This window comes from Amycolatopsis sp. NPDC031561 (genome assembly GCF_055580625.1).
Genome location: NZ_JBVILA010000022.1, coordinates 65127 through 82612, shown reverse-complemented (window position 1 = coordinate 82612; position 17486 = coordinate 65127). Strand labels below are relative to the sequence as shown.

At 67.2% G+C, this 17486-nt stretch carries 18 protein-coding genes; 7 read left to right on the top strand and 11 right to left on the bottom strand.

All coding sequences use genetic code 11. The features are described 5' to 3' along the window. Positions 1–620: 620 nt before the first annotated feature. Positions 621–2771, top strand: coding sequence for a putative bifunctional diguanylate cyclase/phosphodiesterase (locus ACZ5IK_RS33335; protein ID WP_465491349.1), 2151 nt, complete (start codon positions 621–623; stop codon positions 2769–2771). 48 nt (positions 2772–2819) lie between these two features. Here the strand turns inward: ACZ5IK_RS33335 and ACZ5IK_RS33330 are convergent, their stop codons facing one another. Next, on the bottom strand, positions 2820–3641 hold the full coding sequence (locus tag ACZ5IK_RS33330) for an SAM-dependent methyltransferase (protein ID WP_465491348.1): 822 nt from the start codon (positions 3639–3641) through the stop codon (positions 2820–2822). 156 nt (positions 3642–3797) lie between these two features. On the opposite strand from ACZ5IK_RS33330, the gene ACZ5IK_RS33325 reads away from it, so the two are divergent. From ACZ5IK_RS33325 to ACZ5IK_RS33315, 3 genes are all read left to right on the top strand, one after another. Beyond that, positions 3798–5123, top strand: coding sequence for a cytochrome P450 (locus ACZ5IK_RS33325; RefSeq protein ID WP_465491347.1), 1326 nt, complete (start codon positions 3798–3800; stop codon positions 5121–5123). 58 nt (positions 5124–5181) lie between these two features. After that, positions 5182–6210, top strand: a complete 1029-nt coding sequence (locus ACZ5IK_RS33320; protein WP_465491346.1) for an alpha/beta hydrolase — start codon at positions 5182–5184, stop codon at positions 6208–6210. A 139-nt stretch (positions 6211–6349) separates the two neighbouring features. Further along, the gene (locus ACZ5IK_RS33315; RefSeq protein ID WP_465491345.1) at positions 6350–6970 is read left to right on the top strand and encodes a hypothetical protein; all 621 of its coding nucleotides are present in this window, start codon (positions 6350–6352) and stop codon (positions 6968–6970) included. 103 nt (positions 6971–7073) lie between these two features. Here ACZ5IK_RS33315 and ACZ5IK_RS33310 read toward each other — a convergent pair whose 3' ends face one another. Beyond that, positions 7074–7463: a cupin gene (locus tag ACZ5IK_RS33310; RefSeq protein ID WP_465491344.1), complete on the bottom strand. Its 390-nt coding sequence runs from the start codon at positions 7461–7463 to the stop codon at positions 7074–7076. A 78-nt stretch (positions 7464–7541) separates the two neighbouring features. On the opposite strand from ACZ5IK_RS33310, the gene ACZ5IK_RS33305 reads away from it, so the two are divergent. Beyond that, positions 7542–8114, top strand: coding sequence for a TetR/AcrR family transcriptional regulator (locus tag ACZ5IK_RS33305; protein WP_465491343.1), 573 nt, complete (start codon positions 7542–7544; stop codon positions 8112–8114). A 58-nt stretch (positions 8115–8172) separates the two neighbouring features. Continuing rightward, positions 8173–8796 carry a TMEM175 family protein gene (locus tag ACZ5IK_RS33300; protein WP_465491342.1) on the top strand — a complete coding sequence of 208 codons (624 nt, stop codon included), beginning with the start codon at positions 8173–8175 and terminating at the stop codon, positions 8794–8796. On the opposite strand, the gene ACZ5IK_RS33295 is transcribed toward ACZ5IK_RS33300, so the two are convergent. The 4 genes from ACZ5IK_RS33295 to ACZ5IK_RS33280 form a co-directional block, all read right to left on the bottom strand. After that, positions 8793–8921, bottom strand: a complete 129-nt coding sequence (locus ACZ5IK_RS33295; protein ID WP_465491341.1) for a hypothetical protein — start codon at positions 8919–8921, stop codon at positions 8793–8795. The two genes, ACZ5IK_RS33300 and ACZ5IK_RS33295, sit on opposite strands and share 4 nt — an antisense overlap. A 20-nt stretch (positions 8922–8941) precedes the next feature. Further along, the gene (locus ACZ5IK_RS33290; RefSeq protein ID WP_465491340.1) at positions 8942–9562 is read right to left on the bottom strand and encodes an erythromycin esterase family protein; all 621 of its coding nucleotides are present in this window, start codon (positions 9560–9562) and stop codon (positions 8942–8944) included. A 162-nt stretch (positions 9563–9724) separates the two neighbouring features. After that, entirely contained in the window at positions 9725–10690 is a 966-nt protein-coding gene (locus ACZ5IK_RS33285) for a hypothetical protein (RefSeq protein ID WP_465491339.1), read from the bottom strand. A gap of 50 nt (positions 10691–10740) precedes the next feature. Then, the gene (locus tag ACZ5IK_RS33280; protein WP_465491338.1) at positions 10741–11754 is read right to left on the bottom strand and encodes a metallophosphoesterase family protein; all 1014 of its coding nucleotides are present in this window, start codon (positions 11752–11754) and stop codon (positions 10741–10743) included. Between the two features lie 164 nt (positions 11755–11918). Here ACZ5IK_RS33280 and ACZ5IK_RS33275 point away from each other — a divergent pair, with 164 nt between their 5' ends. Further along, positions 11919–12776, top strand: coding sequence for an aminoglycoside phosphotransferase family protein (locus tag ACZ5IK_RS33275; RefSeq protein WP_465491427.1), 858 nt, complete (start codon positions 11919–11921; stop codon positions 12774–12776). 7 nt (positions 12777–12783) lie between these two features. Here ACZ5IK_RS33275 and ACZ5IK_RS33270 read toward each other — a convergent pair whose 3' ends face one another. From ACZ5IK_RS33270 to ACZ5IK_RS33250, 5 genes are read right to left on the bottom strand one after another with little or no spacing between them, the layout of a single operon-like run. Continuing rightward, the gene (locus ACZ5IK_RS33270; protein WP_465491337.1) at positions 12784–14103 is read right to left on the bottom strand and encodes an ABC transporter substrate-binding protein; all 1320 of its coding nucleotides are present in this window, start codon (positions 14101–14103) and stop codon (positions 12784–12786) included. After that, the gene (locus ACZ5IK_RS33265; protein WP_465491336.1) at positions 14100–15107 is read right to left on the bottom strand and encodes a branched-chain amino acid ABC transporter permease; all 1008 of its coding nucleotides are present in this window, start codon (positions 15105–15107) and stop codon (positions 14100–14102) included. The genes ACZ5IK_RS33270 and ACZ5IK_RS33265 overlap by 4 nt, the downstream gene beginning before the upstream one ends. A gap of 1 nt (position 15108) precedes the next feature. Continuing rightward, complete coding sequence (locus tag ACZ5IK_RS33260) at positions 15109–15987, bottom strand: branched-chain amino acid ABC transporter permease (RefSeq protein WP_465491335.1); 879 nt, start codon at positions 15985–15987, stop codon at positions 15109–15111. An 11-nt stretch (positions 15988–15998) separates the two neighbouring features. After that, positions 15999–16703 (bottom strand): ABC transporter ATP-binding protein, encoded by a 705-nt coding sequence (locus tag ACZ5IK_RS33255; RefSeq protein ID WP_465491334.1) that lies wholly within the window; start codon positions 16701–16703, stop codon positions 15999–16001. Next, positions 16690–17460, bottom strand: coding sequence for an ABC transporter ATP-binding protein (locus ACZ5IK_RS33250; RefSeq protein ID WP_465491333.1), 771 nt, complete (start codon positions 17458–17460; stop codon positions 16690–16692). The genes ACZ5IK_RS33255 and ACZ5IK_RS33250 overlap by 14 nt, the downstream gene beginning before the upstream one ends. Positions 17461–17486: the final 26 nt, after the last annotated feature.

Here is a 17486-nt window from a genome sequence, read left to right as displayed (position 1 = left end):
GTAGGGCGGCGCATCGGCCGAATGTGCGGTTCGCGGCATGAATTGACAGCGGCTTTCGACGTCATTGAAGATTCTTTCGGGAAACGCGATTTTCCACGCTGACAACGATGGGCGATCGGCGACTGTCGAAGATGATGACTTTCGAGAGGTCGGTTCCCTGGCGACGAGAATGCGATTCACCAACTTCGGGACCGTCGGGAAATATCTCCAGCACCCTATCGGTTGATGCGCCGTCACACCGATGGACCAGCCGCGACTCGGCGGTAGCGAGTAGGCTTTTCGCCTCACGGCGAACGAGCCACGTGGTGACGACGCCACGAAGAATCAGGACGGGTTCCTCCGGGAAATCGGCATGACGAGGCCGGATGACGCCCGAAAACGCGACTATCCACCGGGGGCGCGCACATTTCCAAGTCGATCGGGACGACGCGAAGCAGGCCGAGCGGGCGATATTTCGGAAAATCCCGAAATCGATTCGCATATCCACGGTGGCGTCGCCAGGAAGATCCGTTAGAGCATCACCCTATGGTGGGCTTGCCGTACCCTGACCGGCTTCGGGCGAAAAGCCGGATCGGCGCGAGTGGCCGGTCGAGGACACGGAGATCAAGGGGTCGATCGTCATGACCAGGCCACTACCTTCCGGCGGGCAGGAGCGGCCTGCCGGAACGCAGCCTCTCGCGTCGCGGCGGGAACGCGTCAAGGTCGCGCGAAAATGGGCCTATCTCGTCAGTAGCACCACTTATCTCCCTTTGTCGCACGACCAGATCGAACGAGAATTGCTCGGCCTGCTCGATCGGCTGCTCGAGGCGGTGGCCGGGGACCGGCCCGCCACTGAGAGCGCGGCGGAGGTCGGCGCTGAGCTCGTTCGGCTGCACTGTGTCGGCAAGACGAGCCTGCAGTGCACGGTGGACGTGCTCGCCGCCGCCTTGCTGGCGCCGGCGGATTCAGCCTCCGCCGATCGGCTACCGGAGCGCGTCGCCAGGTTGCTCGGTGCGCTGGCGTCCGGTTACGTGGAAGCGATCCGTTCCGCGGCCGTCGAACAGCGGGACACGAGTGACCAGGCTTTGCTCAACGCGGTCCGGGAGTCGCAGCGTGAGTGGCGGGCCAGTGAAGCCCAACTGGACGAGATCTTCCTCGGTTCGCCGAGTGGGATCGCGGTCACCGGGCTCGAGGGCCAGCTCATCCGCACGAATCTTGCCCTGCACCGGATTCTGGACCGGGCGTCGAGCGAGGTCGACGGCGGCACCCTGTTCGACTTCGTGAAAGAGGCGGATCGGCAGCTCCTGAAGGACGGCTACCGCGATCTCCAGGACGGAAAGATCGACCGGCTGCGATCACGCCCGTGCTTCGTCACCAAGGACGGCGACCCGTTTCAGGCCACGCTGACCGCTTCGCTCCTGCGCGATTCGCACGGCTACGTGACGATCGTGACCGACGACGCGGAGTTGGCGCTCCTGCAGAACCAGCTGCGACACCAGTTGTTGCATGACATGCTCACCGGTCTGCCGAACCGGCAGTTCTTCAGCACGCACCTCGAGCACGTGTTGCACCTGCCGAATCCGGCGACGCTGTACCACGTGGATCTCGACGGGTTCTCGTTGGTCACCGATGGTCTCGGCAGGAAGGCGGGAGACAGCCTGCTGCGGACCGTCGCGGAACGGCTCAGGTCCGTGGTGGCGGGTGAGAACGCGATGGTCGCACGGTTCGAGAGCGACAAGTTCGGCATTCTGATCGAGAATTCGGCGAGCACGCCGGACATCGTCACGATGATCGAGCGGATCAACGAGACGCTGTCGGAGCCGGTCTACATCGACGAAAAGGGCCTGGCGGTGACGGCGAGTTTCGGCGTGGTCGAAGACCTTCCCCGCAACGTCGAACCAGCCGAGTTGTTGCGTTCGGCGGATCTGGCGATGCGGCGGGCCAAGAGCAAGGGACCTGGCCGGTGGGAGCGCTACGACCCGGTATGGGACAACCAAACCAGGGAGTCCATCGGCCTGGTGGCCGCCATGCCCGGCGCCTGGGAGAACGGCGAGCTGGGCATCGGCTACGAGCCGCTGGTACGTCTGGCCGACGGCGAGATCGTCGGGGCCGAGGCGCGGCTGAGGTGGGAACATCCGGAACTGGGACTACTGCCAAAGGAACGGTATCTCGAGCTCGCCGAGGGCACCGCGCTGATCGGCGCGCTCGGCGCGTGGCTGGTCAGGCGTGGCTGGACGGACAAGGCCGCGGGCGGCGGCGCGGACATGCCGCTGCTGGTACCACTCACACCGAACCAGCTGGCCGATCCTCGGCTGGCCGAGACGATCCGGGAAATTCTCGACAGCGCCGCGCCGACTCCCGACCGGTTGTGGCTCGGCCTGCCGGCCGGGGCACTGCTCGTGGCCGGGCACGAGATCGTCGACAACACGCGCTTGCTCGCCGACCTGGGGATCGCAGTGGTACTGCACGACTTCGGCGTGACGCCGGGCGAGCTGGCGTTACTGGAAGACCTTCCGGTGCACGCCATACGCCTCGACTCTCGTCTCATGTGGCAAGCCGTCGACAAGGAATCGATGGTCCTCGCCGGGGCGAGGACCATGATCGCGCTGGTTCGTCAGGCCGGGATCACCGTGCTCGCCGGTGATCTCGAAACCAGCGCGCAGGCACGGTGGTGGCAGCGAGCGGGAGCCGAGCTGGGAATGGGCCCGCTGTTCACAGGTGACGAGGGACCGGTGACCGACATCGGATCCCTCATCGGCGGTGGACGGGCCGGTCCGCTTCAAGGCCGGTGAGTTTCAGTGTCCTGAGTGGACAGTCGCCTCGGCGGCCGGAGTCCCGCTTCAGGATTTGCGTGCCATTCCGGCGTAGAGGACCTGGTTCAGTGTCGGATCTTCGGCGATGTCGCCGGGCCCGGCGGGGCGCCAGGTACCGCATCCGACCAGGCCGGGTTCGAGCAGTTCGAGGTCACCGAACATGGTGAGCACCTCGTCGTAGGGGCGTGACGTGACCTGGTCGCCGCCCTTTGTCGCGATCCTGAGTCCTTCCCGAACCTGGTAAGGCAGGTAGTCCTCGGTGATGTGTGTGATCGCCAGGTAGCTTTCGGAAGCCATCGCGTCGATGTAGTGGCGCATGAGGCCACCCGGGTCGGATTCGTCCGGGATCCAGTGCAGCATGCACAGGAACAGCATGCCGATCGGCTCGTCGAGATTCAGCTGCCGACGCAGCTGAGGATCGCTGAGGATCCGTGAGGGGTCACGGGCGTCGGCCTTGAGCGCGGTGGCGTGGTCGTTCCCGGCGAGGATCAGTTGGCTGTGCGCGACCGCGACGGGGTCGTGGTCCACATACACCACCCGGCATTCCGGGTCGGCGTCCTGCGCGATTTCGTGCACGTTGCCGACGGTCGGCACGCCCGAACCGATGTCGAGGAACTGGCGGACGCCCTGGTCGATCATGAACCGGACAGCCCGTCGGAGGAACGCGCGGTTGAGTCTCGCCACACCCCGGGCGTAGGGCACGACTTGCTCGGCCCGCGTGGCGGCTTCGCGGTCGACGGCGAAGTTGTGGCCGCCGCCCAGCATGTAGTCGTACATCCGGGCGGCACTGGGCACTGTTTCGTCGGTGCCCGATGGGACCCAGTCCGGAAGTCGCGTCAGTGTCAACACCTCGATCCCATTGCTTTTCTTTGGAGAGCCGTCGAGCTTACTCAGCCTGCCATGTGATCGGATGGCGGCTGCGTAGTCACCCGATTGAGCGCTGTGGGCTGCCGTCGAATGGCGCTAGCGTGTTCTGTCCCCTTCCGCGTCGGCGATGGAGTCCGGATGCCCGTACCGGTTGCGCCCGGTCGATGGCCGTTGATCGGACACACTCCGGCGATGCTGCGGCGTCGCTTCGGATTCACGTCGTCGTTGTACGCGCACGGAGACGTGGTGCGGGTCTACCTCGGCCCGATGGAAACGTATTTCCTGACCAGTCCGGAATTGACGCACCAGGTGCTGGTCGCCGACGGGAGCAATTTCCGCAAGGGTGCGATGTTCGAGAAGTTCCGCCCGTTCGTCGGCAACGGGCTCGCTCTCTCCGACGGTGTTCTTCACCTGCGGCAGCGCCGGTTGATGCAACCCGCTTTCCACCACGCCACCATCGCGGGGTACGCCGAGATCATGACGAGAGCGGCCGCCGATCTGGTCAGACCGTGGAGGCCGGGCGAGGTGCGCAGGGTCGACCACGACATGCAGGCACTCGCGGTCACCACCGTCGGCGAGGCGCTGTTCTCCGCCGAAATAGGCGAAGCCGCGACCGAGGAGGCCCGCAGGTCGATCCCGATCATCCTCAAGTACGGCATGATCCGCGTGCTCTCGCCCGCGTTCGTGGAAAAGCTCCCCATTCCGGCCAACCGGCGGTTCGACAGGGCCGTCGACCGCATGCGCGCGATCGTGGAGGAACTCATCGGCAACTGGCGTGCCGAGCAGGCCGACCGGAGCGACCTGCTGTCCATGCTGCTGCTGGCCAGGGACGCCGACACGGGCGAGGGGATGACCGACGAGCAGGTGCGCGACGAGGTCATCACCCTGCTCACCGCGGGGATCGAGACCAGTGCGCTGGCGCTTTCCTGGCTGTTCCACGAAATCGCCCGCCACCCCGAGGTCGAGCAGAAGCTCCACAACGAGGTCAACGAGGTGCTCGGCGGCGGGCAGGCCACCGCCGAGGACGTGCCACGGCTGGTCTACACGCGGCAGGTCATCAACGAGGTCCTGCGGATGTATCCACTGTGGATTCTCATGCGCCGGGTCGCCACGGAAGTCGATCTCGGCGGTGTGCGCCTGTCTCCGGGCGCCGAGGTGATCATCAGCCCGCACGCCATGCATTTCGATCCGAGGTTCCACGACCACCCCGATCGTTTCGACCCGGACCGCTGGGCGGGGGAACGAGCCAAGGATCTGCCCCGCGGGGCCTACATCCCGTTCAGCGCGGGTGCCCACCAGTGCATCGGGAATTCCTTCGCCATGACCGAGATCGCGATCGTCGTGGCCACGATCGCCGCGCAATGGCGGTTGGTTCCCGTCCCGGGTAAGCCGGTCCGGGTGAAGTGCACGACCACCGCGTACCCGAACCGGCTGCCGATGACGGTCGTCCCGCGCTTCCGATAATCATCGAAACACGCTATTTCAGTGGAGGTTCGTTTTTATGTATCGGCGTCATGGCAGAGTGAAGCGCCGTGCCGGCGCGGCGTTTTCCGCCATCCTGCTGGCCGGGTCACTGCTGACGCCCGCGCAGGCTCAGGCTGATTCTGCGTCCTGCCAGGACGTGACCGTCCCGGTGCGGCTGGCCGGGCTGCTTCCCCAGACCGTGCACGGCAGGCTGTGCGAACCGCCGCGAGGCGCGCGAACCGTTCAGGTGCTGGTCCCCGGCGCCACCTACAACAGCGCGTACTGGGATTCCGCACGCACCCCGGAAACGCATTCGTTCCGGCTCGCGATGAACAAGGCCGGCTACGCCACCCTTGCCATCGACCGGCTCGGTACCGGCGCCAGCTCCAAACCACCCAGCGCACTGCTGACCGCGTTCACCGAAGCCGACGTGGTACACCAGGTGATCCAGGCGATCCGGCACGGCGACCTCGGCTCGCGGTTCGACAAGGTGATTCTCGGCGGACACTCGCTCGGCTCCGCCATCACCGTGCTTGAAGCAGGCACTTACCACGACGTGGACGGTGTGCTGATCACCGGGCTGGCACACCGCATCAATCCCCCCGGCGCGCTGATCGTCTTAGGCTCGTTCATCCCCGTCGCGCTCGACCCGGTGATGTCGCAGCTGGGGCTCGACCCCACCTACCTGACCACCCGGCCAGGCACCAGATACGCGGCATTCCACGCACCCGGACCCGACGTCCCCGGGATGACCGCCTACGACGAGGCCACCAAGGACGTCGTCGCTCCCGGCGAGCTGCTCGACGCCGCCGCCCTCGCCACCGTGCTCCCGTACACCAGACGGATCACAGTGCCGGTACTGGTCGTACTCGGCGGCGGGGACGTCGGCCTCTGTGGCCCGCTCGCGACCGACTGCACCTCCTCGGCCGGCCTACGCCAATCCGAGGCGCCGTACTACTCCGCGGCGGCACAACTGCGAACCTACGTACTGCCGGGCTTCGGCCATTCGATCAACTACGCACCCAACGCACCCGACTACCACCAAGCCGTTACGCAGTGGGCCGACACCATGGGACTGCCTCAGTAACAGCGTGCTCAGCCTGGTATCGGCCACGCCGACATCCTGCGACCGTACTGCTCCAGCAGAGTGACATGTGGCGTTGATCTGTCACACTATTTGATGATCTTTGCTAGCGTCCGGGGAATCGACTTGAGGAGGCTGGGCGATGGCAGGGGATCTCGGGCGGCGGGCCGCCTTTGGGGTGGCGGCGTCCGCGGGTGGCGTGTTGCTGGCCGGTGGCACCGCGGGCGCGGCGGAGTCCGCTGTCGACTCCACGGTGAACGACAAGCAGCAGGTGAGCCCGTCGTTCACCGTGGTGGACAAGAGAGGGCGGCAGCGGTTCCTGCTCGACAGCCGTAAGCCGCCGGTGATCATCGACGGTCAGACCTACCCGCCCGAGCGGCGCTCCGGGCCGGAGAACGGCTCCTATCTGATCTTCAACGACGAGACCGGTGACGAAAAAGGCGGCCTGCTCGTCCACCCCGCCGGCGGCCGCATCGCTTTCGACTATCCGCACGCGGTGGACGGGATCAATCTCAGCCTGTCCGCGAAGGGCGGCGTGGGTGGCGCGGGCCTGACCATCAACGGTATTCCGGATCCCGACGCCGGGCCCGGCGTCCGTGCCACCCCGCGAGCGCTTTTCGGCTGTCACACCACCTTCGGCGCGCAACTGGCGTTGTGCGATTCACAAGGACGTCCGAGAATCGTGCTCCAGGTCGACGAGAACGACCGGCCGACCATCAAGATCCTTGACAAGGACGGCACAACGGTCAACGAACTGGCCTGACGCCGCAACAGCGGCCAGTGGTGCTGTTGCGGACCATTCTGGTGGTAGGAATTCCTGGAAGAGATGACCCGACGAAAAGGGGTCGCCATCGAGGCGGCCCCTTTCACTCGGCTTCGTGGAAGTCGTTCAGCCGGTGCGCTTCCGCCGAGGCTTCCGTGGTGGCGAGCCAGTGCGGATACGTGACGTAGACCAGTTCGGTGTCCTCGTCGGCCACGTAGACGACCTCGGTGTCGGCCCGCAGGTAGATCACCTCGCCCGCCCGGGCCGTCACCGAGCCCGACGGACCCTCGACGGTGAAAGCACCGGAAGTGATGACCAGTGCCTCGTCATAGGTCACCTTCCACGGGTTCTTCTCGCCTCTCCGGTAGCGCCCGAATCCGACGGACATCGCCGCGCCGCTGTCCTGGTCGACGACATCGGCGAGGAAGATCTGCTGGTCAAGCCGCTGGAACCAGGTCGAAGCGCCGGAGCTGGTGAAGTGTTCGACGGACATTCGCGTCTCCTTAAGTGGAATTTCCTCCGCTTAGTTAACTGGAGAAAGTTCCACTTGTCCACCGGTTAAGCTCGACGAGTGCTTCCCATCGCAGGATCCGGGCCGGTAGAGCGGGCGGACGCGGCTCGCAACCGGCAGAAGATCGTCCGGGCCGCGGCCAGACTCGTCGCGGCCAAGGGGATCGAAGGACTCGCGCTGGACGAGGTCGCGGCGGAGGCGGGTGTCGGGATCGGCACCGTGTACCGGCGGTTTCCGGACAAGGGCGCGTTGGCGCAGGCGCTCCTGGACGAGAACGAGCGCGAGTTCCAGGAGGCGTTCATCGGCGGGCCGCCGCCGCTCGGTCCCGGTGCGCCGGCGCGCCAAAGGCTCAAAGCGTTCCTGAGCGCGTACGTGGACAGGCTCGAAACACACGGACGGCTGCTGATGGTCGCCGAGACCGAAACGCCGATGGCGAGGTTCGTCACCGGCGCTTACCGGCTTCACCAAAGTCATCTGGTCGCGTTGATCCGCGAGATCGAGCCGGACATCGACGCGCACTTCAGGGCCGATGCGCTTCTCGCGCCACTGGCGGCCGCGCAGTACGTCCACCAGCGGCAAAGCATGACGCCGGAGCAGATCAAGGACGGACTCGAACAACTACTCGGCAGCTGACGGGGCGCGGGCCGGTTCTCCCATCGCCGGACATTGCCGAACCGCTTACGCTCCCCGAATGCCCCAGAACAGGTCTCCCGAACGACTGGTGTTCTTCACCGACGCCGTCGTCGCGATCGCGATCACCTTGCTGGTCCTGCCGCTTGTGGAGGCCGTTTCGGACGCCGTCGCGCAGCACCTCGACCCAGTGGCCCTGATCGGCGAGAACCAGTGGAAGATCTACAGCTTCCTGCTCAGTTTCGCGGTGATCGCCCGGCTCTGGATCGTGCACCACCACGTGTTCGAGCAAGTGAAGGCGTACAGCAAGCCGTTGATGGTGGCGAACTTCGGCTGGGTACTGACGATCGTGGTGCTGCCGTTCCCGACCGAGGTGGCGGCCTCGTACGGCAACGACCGGTTCACCTCCTCGCTCTACATCGGCACGATCCTGGCCGCGTCTCTGTTCCAACTGCTCATGGTGCTGATCATCCGCCGCGACCCGGCCCTGCGGGACGAGGACAGCGAACTGGCCCGGGCACCGCTGTTCGACACGGCCGTCAACACGGCTTTGCTGGCGGCCGCGTTCATCGTGGCCGCGCTGGTGCCGCACGCGGGGTACTACATGCTTCTGCTCCTGCTGCTTCCAGGGATCGTCGCGCGGTTCCGCAAGACCAAGAAGGCCGCGGCGGAGGCGGATGCCTAGCGCTCGAGTGGGTGGGCCGGCGTCACCTCTTGGGTGTGGACGATGACGTCGAACCACTCGGCGAGCGAACCGCCGGAGAGGTGGTGGACGTCATCGTCGACGGGGTTGTAGCCAGGGCCGATCAACCGGGTCTTCGCCGGCAGGCTCAGCCATGTCCGGACCGGGTCCGGGCCTGGGCACGAAGATCCAGCAGATAGGCGTCCATACCGGTACTTCCCAGTGTGCCCTCGGCGAACCCGGCCGGCGGCGCGGGGACGGCGTAGGACGCCGACCCGTGGTGGAAGGTCAGCCCCACCGAAAGGTGACTGGAGCCGAAGTGCTCCCTGAGGTAGCTGCCCGCGCTGCGATGGATCTGCCGCGGCGTTTCAATGGAGAGGGCGCGCGTCCTGCCGTTCACCATATGCGCCATGCCACCCCAGTAGACGATCTTGTGTCCGGTGTGTTCGTGCCACCGGATCGTGTCCTCGGCCAGTAGCCGTTCGATGTCGGCGAGGTTGTCGGGTGGAGGCCCCACCTGTGAGAACCCGGCCATGTCGGCGATCCGGACCGGGTCGGCCGGATTTCGCTCGTTGTGGCGACGTATCCAGCCGACGACATCGAGGAGTTCTCTGGTTCGCCAGAACGACCTGGCGCCGGCCAGCAATGCTCGGGGGTCGCCGATTCCGCGCTCGACGAGTACGTGCGAACCGCAATATCCGCTGGAAGACGACGGAGAGCTCGTGCGTGTCGCGGGCCGAGGCGCCGAGTACGACCAGATTCGCGTCACGCACAATGCCGTGCAGTGGCGCCAGATCGGTGAGTGGTCCTTCGGGATCGAAGGTGGGCAGGGGATGCGCGTGCCGGTGGATCCACCGAGTCGTCGAGGTCGTCATGGACTCAGTCTCGTACCTGCACCATGGTGGAGGTCTAGTCGTGACGCCTAGACCGGTCAGTCGAGGTGGACGATCGCGACGTCTTCGCCGTCGGTGACGGCGAACCGCCGGTTGGTGTTGTCGACAGCGATTCGCGCGGGTCCGGAGAAGGACTTCCCCCAGACGATCGAGCTCTCCGCATGGCCTGTGGCGAGCTCGGGCCACTCCGCGAGCAGCTCTCCACTGTTCCCGTCGTACAGGCGCGGATGTCCGTAGAGGGCCAGGATGTCTCCGGCCACGCAGACCAGATCACCCGCGGGGTGGTCGAGTTGCTTGCGCCACAAGAATTCCTTCGTGGTCATCGACCAGCGGGCGAGCATGGTGGCCGCGAATTCGTCCGGCTCGGTGGGCTGCTCGAGATCCGAGGAGGTGCTGATCGCGACGTCGTCTCCGATGAAGCACGCGCCGCTGACGTCGGGAAGAATCAGTCTTGCCGGCGGGTGATCGTCGTCCGTCGAGTCGAGAACGCCCGGATCGGTCAACGCGCGGTGCAGGTCGAAAGTCATCACGCAGTCGACAGGGTGCCAGACCCACCCGGCACTGAGGAGATAGCGGCCGCTGGGCGAGACGGCCAGCCGCGAGTGGAAGACATCCGAGGGCTCCCGGTCCTCACCGGCGCCCAAGCGCTCGCCGGTGAAGGCGTCTTCGATCTCCAGCCTGTTGTACTCGTCCGGACAGTGCACGACTCCGGTCCGGCCGTCCGGCAACGTGAACAACTCCAAGGGATACCGGTATGCGTCGGCTTGGTAGTCGCTGCGCCCGAGCTCGCGGATGAGTTCTCCGTCCGCTGTCAGCAACAAGCCGTCCGTGCCGGTGCTCGCCAGTAGCGCGACGACATCGCCACGCGGCGACACCTTCACCGCGTCGAATTGTCGCCCGTAGTCGCCGGACCTCCGGCTGCCGGAGGACCCGTCCACCGGGATGGCCCGCCAGCCGGCGGCGACGTCGTACAGGGTTCCCCCGACCCAGACAAGAGTCCGCATTCGGTCAGTGTCGCAACCCCGGACACCGTTGTCCTGCGAATATCCGTCCTTCAGAGGCTGTCGCGCAGCGGCACGGTGATCTGCTTGAGCCAGGTTCCGCTGGTGAAGTCGCGCGCTTTGATCACCACGGCCCGGTGGTACACCTCGATCTGGAGGCCCTGGTTGAAGCTGCCGCCGAGCGAGACCTCGCCGCCCTTGCCGTCGTCCACCCAGCCGGTCTGCACGGCGCCGGTGTTGACCACGGTGAAGCCTTCGAGGTTGCCGCTGCCGGGGACGACCCGGCGGGTCACCCAGTCGGACAGGGTGAGGTCCCAGTGGGTGTGCCCGGAGAACAGGAACACGTCGCGGTACTTGCCGAGCACGCCGAGCAGGCGGTCGGCCTGGAGGTAGTCGTTGAGGTAGAGCTTGTTGCGGGTGCCGGACACGGTGTTCGGCAGCGGGTGGTGGGTCAGCACCATCACCGGCTTGCGCCACCGGTCCCAGTAGGCCAGCCGCTGTTCCAGCCAGGTGAACTGCTGGTCGCTGAGCCACACCTCGTCCCACAACTTCGGGTCGTGGTACTTGGCGTAGCGCTCGGTGCCCAGGCACAACACCGGTACGCCGCCGAACGAGGTCTCCGAGTAGGCCGTGTTGCGCCCGGCGAACTTGTAGAAGCTGCGGAACAGCGATTCCTCGGTGGTGCCGTTGGGCCAGGTTTCCTGCGCGAGGGTGTCCGGGTCCCGCCACTTCGGCACGTAGAACTCGTGGTTGCCGATGGCCCAGGCGACGTTCCTCGGATGCGGGTGCTTGTTCAGCATCGCCCGCACCTGGGCGTATTCGAAGTCGTAGCCGCGCGGGGTGATGTCACCCGCCACGCCGAGACCGGCGCCGCGCGGGTTGGTGGCGTTGATGTCGTCCAGGGCCTTGCCGAGATCAACGAGGTCGCCCTGGATGTCGCTGATGATGTTGAATCGCACGGCCGGGCCGAAGGGGTCCCGGGAAGGGGTGGCCTCCGCCGGGGTGCCCAGCACGGTGGTCGCGGCCACCGCGCCACCCGTGGCCAGCATGAACGACCTGCGATCCATCAGAACACCCACATTCGGTTCCACCAGTAGCAACGGGCCAAAGGTAGGACGTCTGAGGTGATCATCGGTGACTTGGCGCCAGCCGGGGGGTGTACGTGAAGAAAATTTCAGGTTTGAGCCAGGAAGGAGGGATTCCCGTGAGCGGCACTCCGGATCTCGGTCCCATGCCCCAGCGCGTCACCGTCGGCGTCGACCAGGTGCGACGGCTGGTCGCTGACCAGTTCCCGCAGTGGGGCGCCCTTCCGGTCCGGCCCGTGGACGAGAGCGGCTGGGACAACGTCACCTTCCGCCTCGGCGACACGATGGTGGCGCGTCTGCCGAGCGCGGCCGAGTACGCCTTGGCCGTCGACAAGGAACAACGGTGGCTTCCGGCGCTCGCTGCCCGGCTGCCGCTGCCCGTCCCCGTCCCGCTGGCGAAGGGACGCCCTGACGACGGCTATCCCTTCTCGTGGTCGATCTACCGATGGCTCCCCGGCGACCCCGCGAGCGCGGACGGGATTTCCGACCCGGTCCGCTTCGCCCTCGACCTGGCCGGGTTCCTGGCCGCGTTGCGGAGCGTCGATGCCACTGACGGTCCCCAGCCGGGTAAGCACAATTGGTTCCGGGGCGCCACCTTGCGTACCTACGACGGATTGGTCCAGCGCGCGTTCGCGACCTTGGACGGCCGAATCGACGTCGGCTTGGCGCGAGAGATCTGGGAGACCGCGCTGGGCGCCCCTTGGGACGGAGTGGACGTCTGGTTCCACGGCGACGTCGCACCGGGGAACCTCCTGCTCGACGGCGGGGAACTCGCCGCCGTCATCGACTTCGGGACCTGCGGTGTCGGCGACCCGTCCTGCGACCTGGCCATCGCCTGGACGCTGCTGACCGCCGACGGCCGCAAGGCGTTCCGCGAGCGCCTGTCCGTCGACGACGCGGCCTGGGCACGCGGGCGCGGTTGGGCCCTCTGGAAGACGCTGGTCGCCTGTACTCAGGCGGACAAGGAAGCACGTCGAGTCCTCGACGAGATCTTCTCCGGCTGAGACCCGCTCAGTTGCCCGCCTTCGCCTCCGGGATCCCGTTCGCCGGTGGCGCGTCGTTGGCCGCCGAATCGTCCGCCTCGATGGGGGCTTCGCCGATGTCGGTCACCAGGACCGGCGTCAGATCCTTGCCCGCGCCGCCGTGGAGCTCGACGACCGACATCCCGGAGATGCCCAGGTGACTGTCGCCGGTGTAGCGGAACGGCGCGAGGCCCGGCCCCGCGAACGTCTTCCCGTTCTGCTGCAATACCTCGACGACACGCTCGCGGGTCAGGTCCCGCCCGGCGGCCTGCAACGCCTGGACGAAGGTGTACGCCTGCGCCATGCCGTAGATGCGGTAGTTGGTCAGGTCGCCGCCCTTGCCGTGCTCGCTCCAGATCTTCCGCCACAGCTTCGTCCACGCGTTGTCCGGAGCGTCGACGCCCGGCAGGTACTCGGTGGTGACGACGCCGTCGATGAGCGACGCGCCGTTGGTCACCTTGCCTTCGGAGAACCGCGCGAGCAGCGAGCCGACCAGGGCCGGATCGGAACCGACGTTGCTGTAGAACCATTTCGGCTTGAAGCCGATCTTCAGCGACGCCAGCTGGGACAGCGCTGTGTAGGACGGGACGGTGAAGCCCAGTACCAGATCCGCCCCCGCGGCCTTGAGTTTCGCGATCTGCGGCGCGATGTCGGTGTTGCCGGGCGAGTACTTCGCGACCTCCACGATCTGCTTGTCCAGATAACGCCGCGCGCCTTTCTCGCCGTCGCGGCCGAAGTCGTCGTCCTGGACGAACAGGCCCACCTTGGCACCGGGCAGGTTTTTCCGCACCCAGTCGCCGATGGTCTTGCCCTCGATCTCGTAGTCCGGCTGCCAGCCGAAGGTGAAGGGCGCCTTCTTAGGATCGTCGCCCCAGCGCAGCGATCCCGACGACACGAACAGATCCGGGACCTTCGAGCTGTTGAGGAAGTCGACGACGGCGCTGTGCGTCGGCGTGCCGAGGCCGCCGACCATCGCGAAGATCTCCTCCTTGAGCACCAGTTCGTTGGTGACCGCGCTGGTGTTCGTCGGGTTGTAGCCGTCGTCCTTCGCCACGAACTCGATCTTGCGGCCGTTGATCCCGCCGTTCGCGTTCACGTAGCCGTAGTAGGCCTGATGACCGCTCGGGATTTCGCTGTAGCCCGGCGCGGCGACACCGGTCAGCGGGAAGTGCGCCCCGATCTTGACGGTCGTGTCGGTGACGCCGACGGCCGAGCCCTTCTCTTCGCCCTCGGGTCTGCCTCCCGCGCCGCAGGCGGTGGTGACCGTGACGGCCAGGAAGAGGGCCACGGCCTTGGTCCAGCGTTTCATGAATTTCGCCTCCGGTGAGTGAGTTTCCGCAGTCCGCCGGCCAGGCCGGCCGGTGCGAGCAGCACGATCAGGACGGTGACCAGGCCGTAGATCAACGGCGCCAGATGCGCGGCCTGGACGTCGGACAGGCCGAGATCCGTTCCCGCGCCGGTCACCAGCGGCGGCAGGAACGTCAGGAGCGCGGCTCCCGCGAGCGCGCCGGTGAGACTTCCCAGACCTCCGAGCACCACCGCGGAAACCAGCAGCAGCGACAACGTCAGCGCGAACCCGCTCGGCGCCGCCAGCCGCGCCGACAACGCCATCAGCGCCCCGGCGAGCCCGGCGCAGCCCGCGCTGACCACGAAAGCCAGCACCCTGGTCCGGCCGAGGTCGATCCCGGCCAGTCCGGCGGCCACGTCCTCGTCGCGGACCGCTTGCCAGTCGCGGCCGACGCGGCTTCGGGACAGATTCGCCAGCAGGACGAACACGACGATCACGGCGAGCCAGGAAAGGTAAGCGAGATAACGGATCTGCGTGAGGTCCTGGCCGGTGACGAAGTACGCGGCGTCCGCCAGCCGGCCGGGGATCTCCGGCATCCGGACGGTCAAACCCTGCTCGCCGCCGAGCGCTTCGCTGAAGAACAAAGGGATCCCGGGCACGGCGACGGCGAGTGCGAGCGTCGCGCCCGCGAGGTATGGCCCGTGCAGCCGAGCGGCCGCGACGCCCACGAGTGCTCCGACGGCCAGCGTGATCACCATCGCCACCAGGAGGATCACCGGCAGTGGCAAGGCGGACTCGGGTGATTTCAGCAGGAGCGCGGCCGAATACGCTCCGACCGCCATGAGTGCCCCGTGGCCGAGCGACAGTTGCCCGTTCAGTCCTGTCAGGACGGTCAAGCCGCCCGCGGCGATCGCGAAGTACGCCATCGTGGTGAACTGCGCGGTGAGGAACGGGCCGGTGTTCTCCAGGACGAGTACGACGACGACCAGTCCGGCGAGGGCGAGCGACAGATGTCGGCGCGGCATGTCAGACCCTCCGTTCACGGACGCTCGCGAACAGCCCGCCGGGTTTGAGCAGCAGGACCACCATGAGGATGGCCAGCGCGGCGAGCGGGACCAGTTCGGCGCCGACGTAGCCGCTGACCAGGCTCAAGGACAGGCCGAGCACGACGCCGCCGACGACCGCGCCGACCGGGCTGTCCAGGCCGCCGAGCACCGCCGCGACGAAGCCGTACACCACCACACCGTCCATATAGGACGGATGGACCAGTCCGCCGCCGGCGATCAGCAGTCCCGACAGCGAACCGGCGAGGGCGGCGAGCGCCCAGCCGAGTGTCAGCATCCGCCCGACCCGCACTCCCAGCAGGCGCGCCACTTCCCGGTCGAAGGCCGCCGCCCGCATCCGCAGGCCCAGATCGGTGCCGCGGAACAGGAGCACGAGCCCGATCAGCACCACGCCGACGGCGGCGATGGTGAACACTCCGAACCCGGTCAGCGCGATCGTCGTGCCACCGACCTCGAAACCGGTGAGCCCGAACGGCGCCGGGAACGACCGGTACCGCGAGCCGAACACCAGTGCCGCCAGCGCGTGCAGCACGATGAACAACCCGAGGGTGAGGATCACGGCGTTGATCTCGGGTTTGCCGGAGACGAACCGGACCACGAAGCGTTCCACCAGCGCGCCGAGCAGCAGCCCCGAAAACAGGGCGACGGCGAAACCGAGCCAGTACGACCAGCCCGCGTCGATCAGCACCAGCGCGAGGTACGTGGTGATCATCGCCATCGGCGCCTGCGCGAAGTTCACGATTCGCGTCGCCCGCCAGATCAGCACCAGCGCCAGGGCGAACGCGGCGTAGACCGCGCCGAGGGTCAGCCCGGTGAGCGCGGTGGTCAGCAGTTGCTGCACGAGGCTCCCTTTCAGAATCCGAGGTAGGCGTGCCGGAGGTCGTCGTCCTCGACCAGTTCGGCCGCGTCCCGCCGGACGACGACCTCGCCGAGGTTGAGCACGACACCGTGGTCGGCGATGGACAGCGCACTGCGCGCGTTCTGCTCGACCAGCACGACGGCGAGTCCCTCGTCGCGGACGAGACCGCGCAGCAGGGCGAAGATCTGCGCCACGATCCGCGGCGCGAGCCCGAGCGACGGCTCGTCGAGCAGCAGTACTTTCGGCCGGGACAGCAGTGCGCGGCCGATCACCAGCATTTGCCGCTCCCCACCGGAAAGGACGTGCGCGAGCCCGTTCTTGCGTTCGGCGAGCACGGGGAAGAGTTCGTAGATCCGCCGGAGCTGGGAGACCGTCGCGCGGCTTCCCGATCCGAGCGCGCCGAGCCGCAGGTTCTCCTCGACGGTCAGTTCGGCCAGTACGCCGCGCCCCTCGGGCACCTGCGCGAGACCGAGGGCCGGGAGGTCCTCCGTGGACACCCGGCTCAGGTCGCGGCCCGCGAGCGTGACGCGGCCGCCCGTCGGCCGGACGAGGCCGGAAACGGCGCGCAGCAAGGTGGTCTTGCCCGCGCCGTTCGCGCCGAGTACCGCGGTGATCTCGCCGGGGGAGGCGGACAGGCTCACGGAATCGAGCGCCCGGACGGGGCCGTAAGCCGCCGAAAGGTTCTCAACGGTCAGCACCGGCCACCTCCTCGCCGAGGTAGGCCGCCCGCACCGCCGGGTCCGCGCGGATCTCGTCCGGGGTGCCGCGGGCGATCACCTTGCCGAAGTCCAGTACGACGATCTCGTCGCACACTCCCATCACCAGATCCATGTGGTGCTCCACGAGCATCACCGACATGCGCTCGGTCAGGCCGCGCACCAGGGTGCCGACGTCGGCGATCTCGGCCGCCGAAAGCCCGCCCGCCGGTTCGTCGAGCAGCAGCAGATCCGGTTCCCCGACCAGCGCCCGCGCGAGCGCGACCCGCTTGCGGACCGGGTACGGGAGACTCGCGGGATAGCGGTGGGCGACGTCGGCGATGTCGAAGTCTTCGAGGTACGCCATCGCCCGCTCGGTCAGGGCCTTCTCGTCCCGTGTGCGGCCCAGCATCGAGGACCAGAAGCCGGCTTTCGCGTGCTTGCCCGCGCCGACGAGTACGTTGTCCAGCACGGTCATCCGGCCGAAGAGACCGAGTTCCTGCAGGCTGCGGGCGATCCCGAGGCCCGCGAGGTGATGCGGGCGCAGCCGTCGCAGTTCGGTGTCGCGCCAGGTCAGCGTGCCGGTGTCGGGGCGGACGAAACCGCACGCGACGTTGAAGAGCGTGGTCTTGCCCGCCCCGTTCGGGCCGATCACCCCGAGCACGCGGCCCGGTGCGACGGTCAGGGAGACGTCGGACAGCGCGACGAGACCGCCGAAGGTCACCGATACGCCGGACATCTCGAAGGTGGACAGGGTCACGCGGGAACTCCCAACGGGGAAAGGGG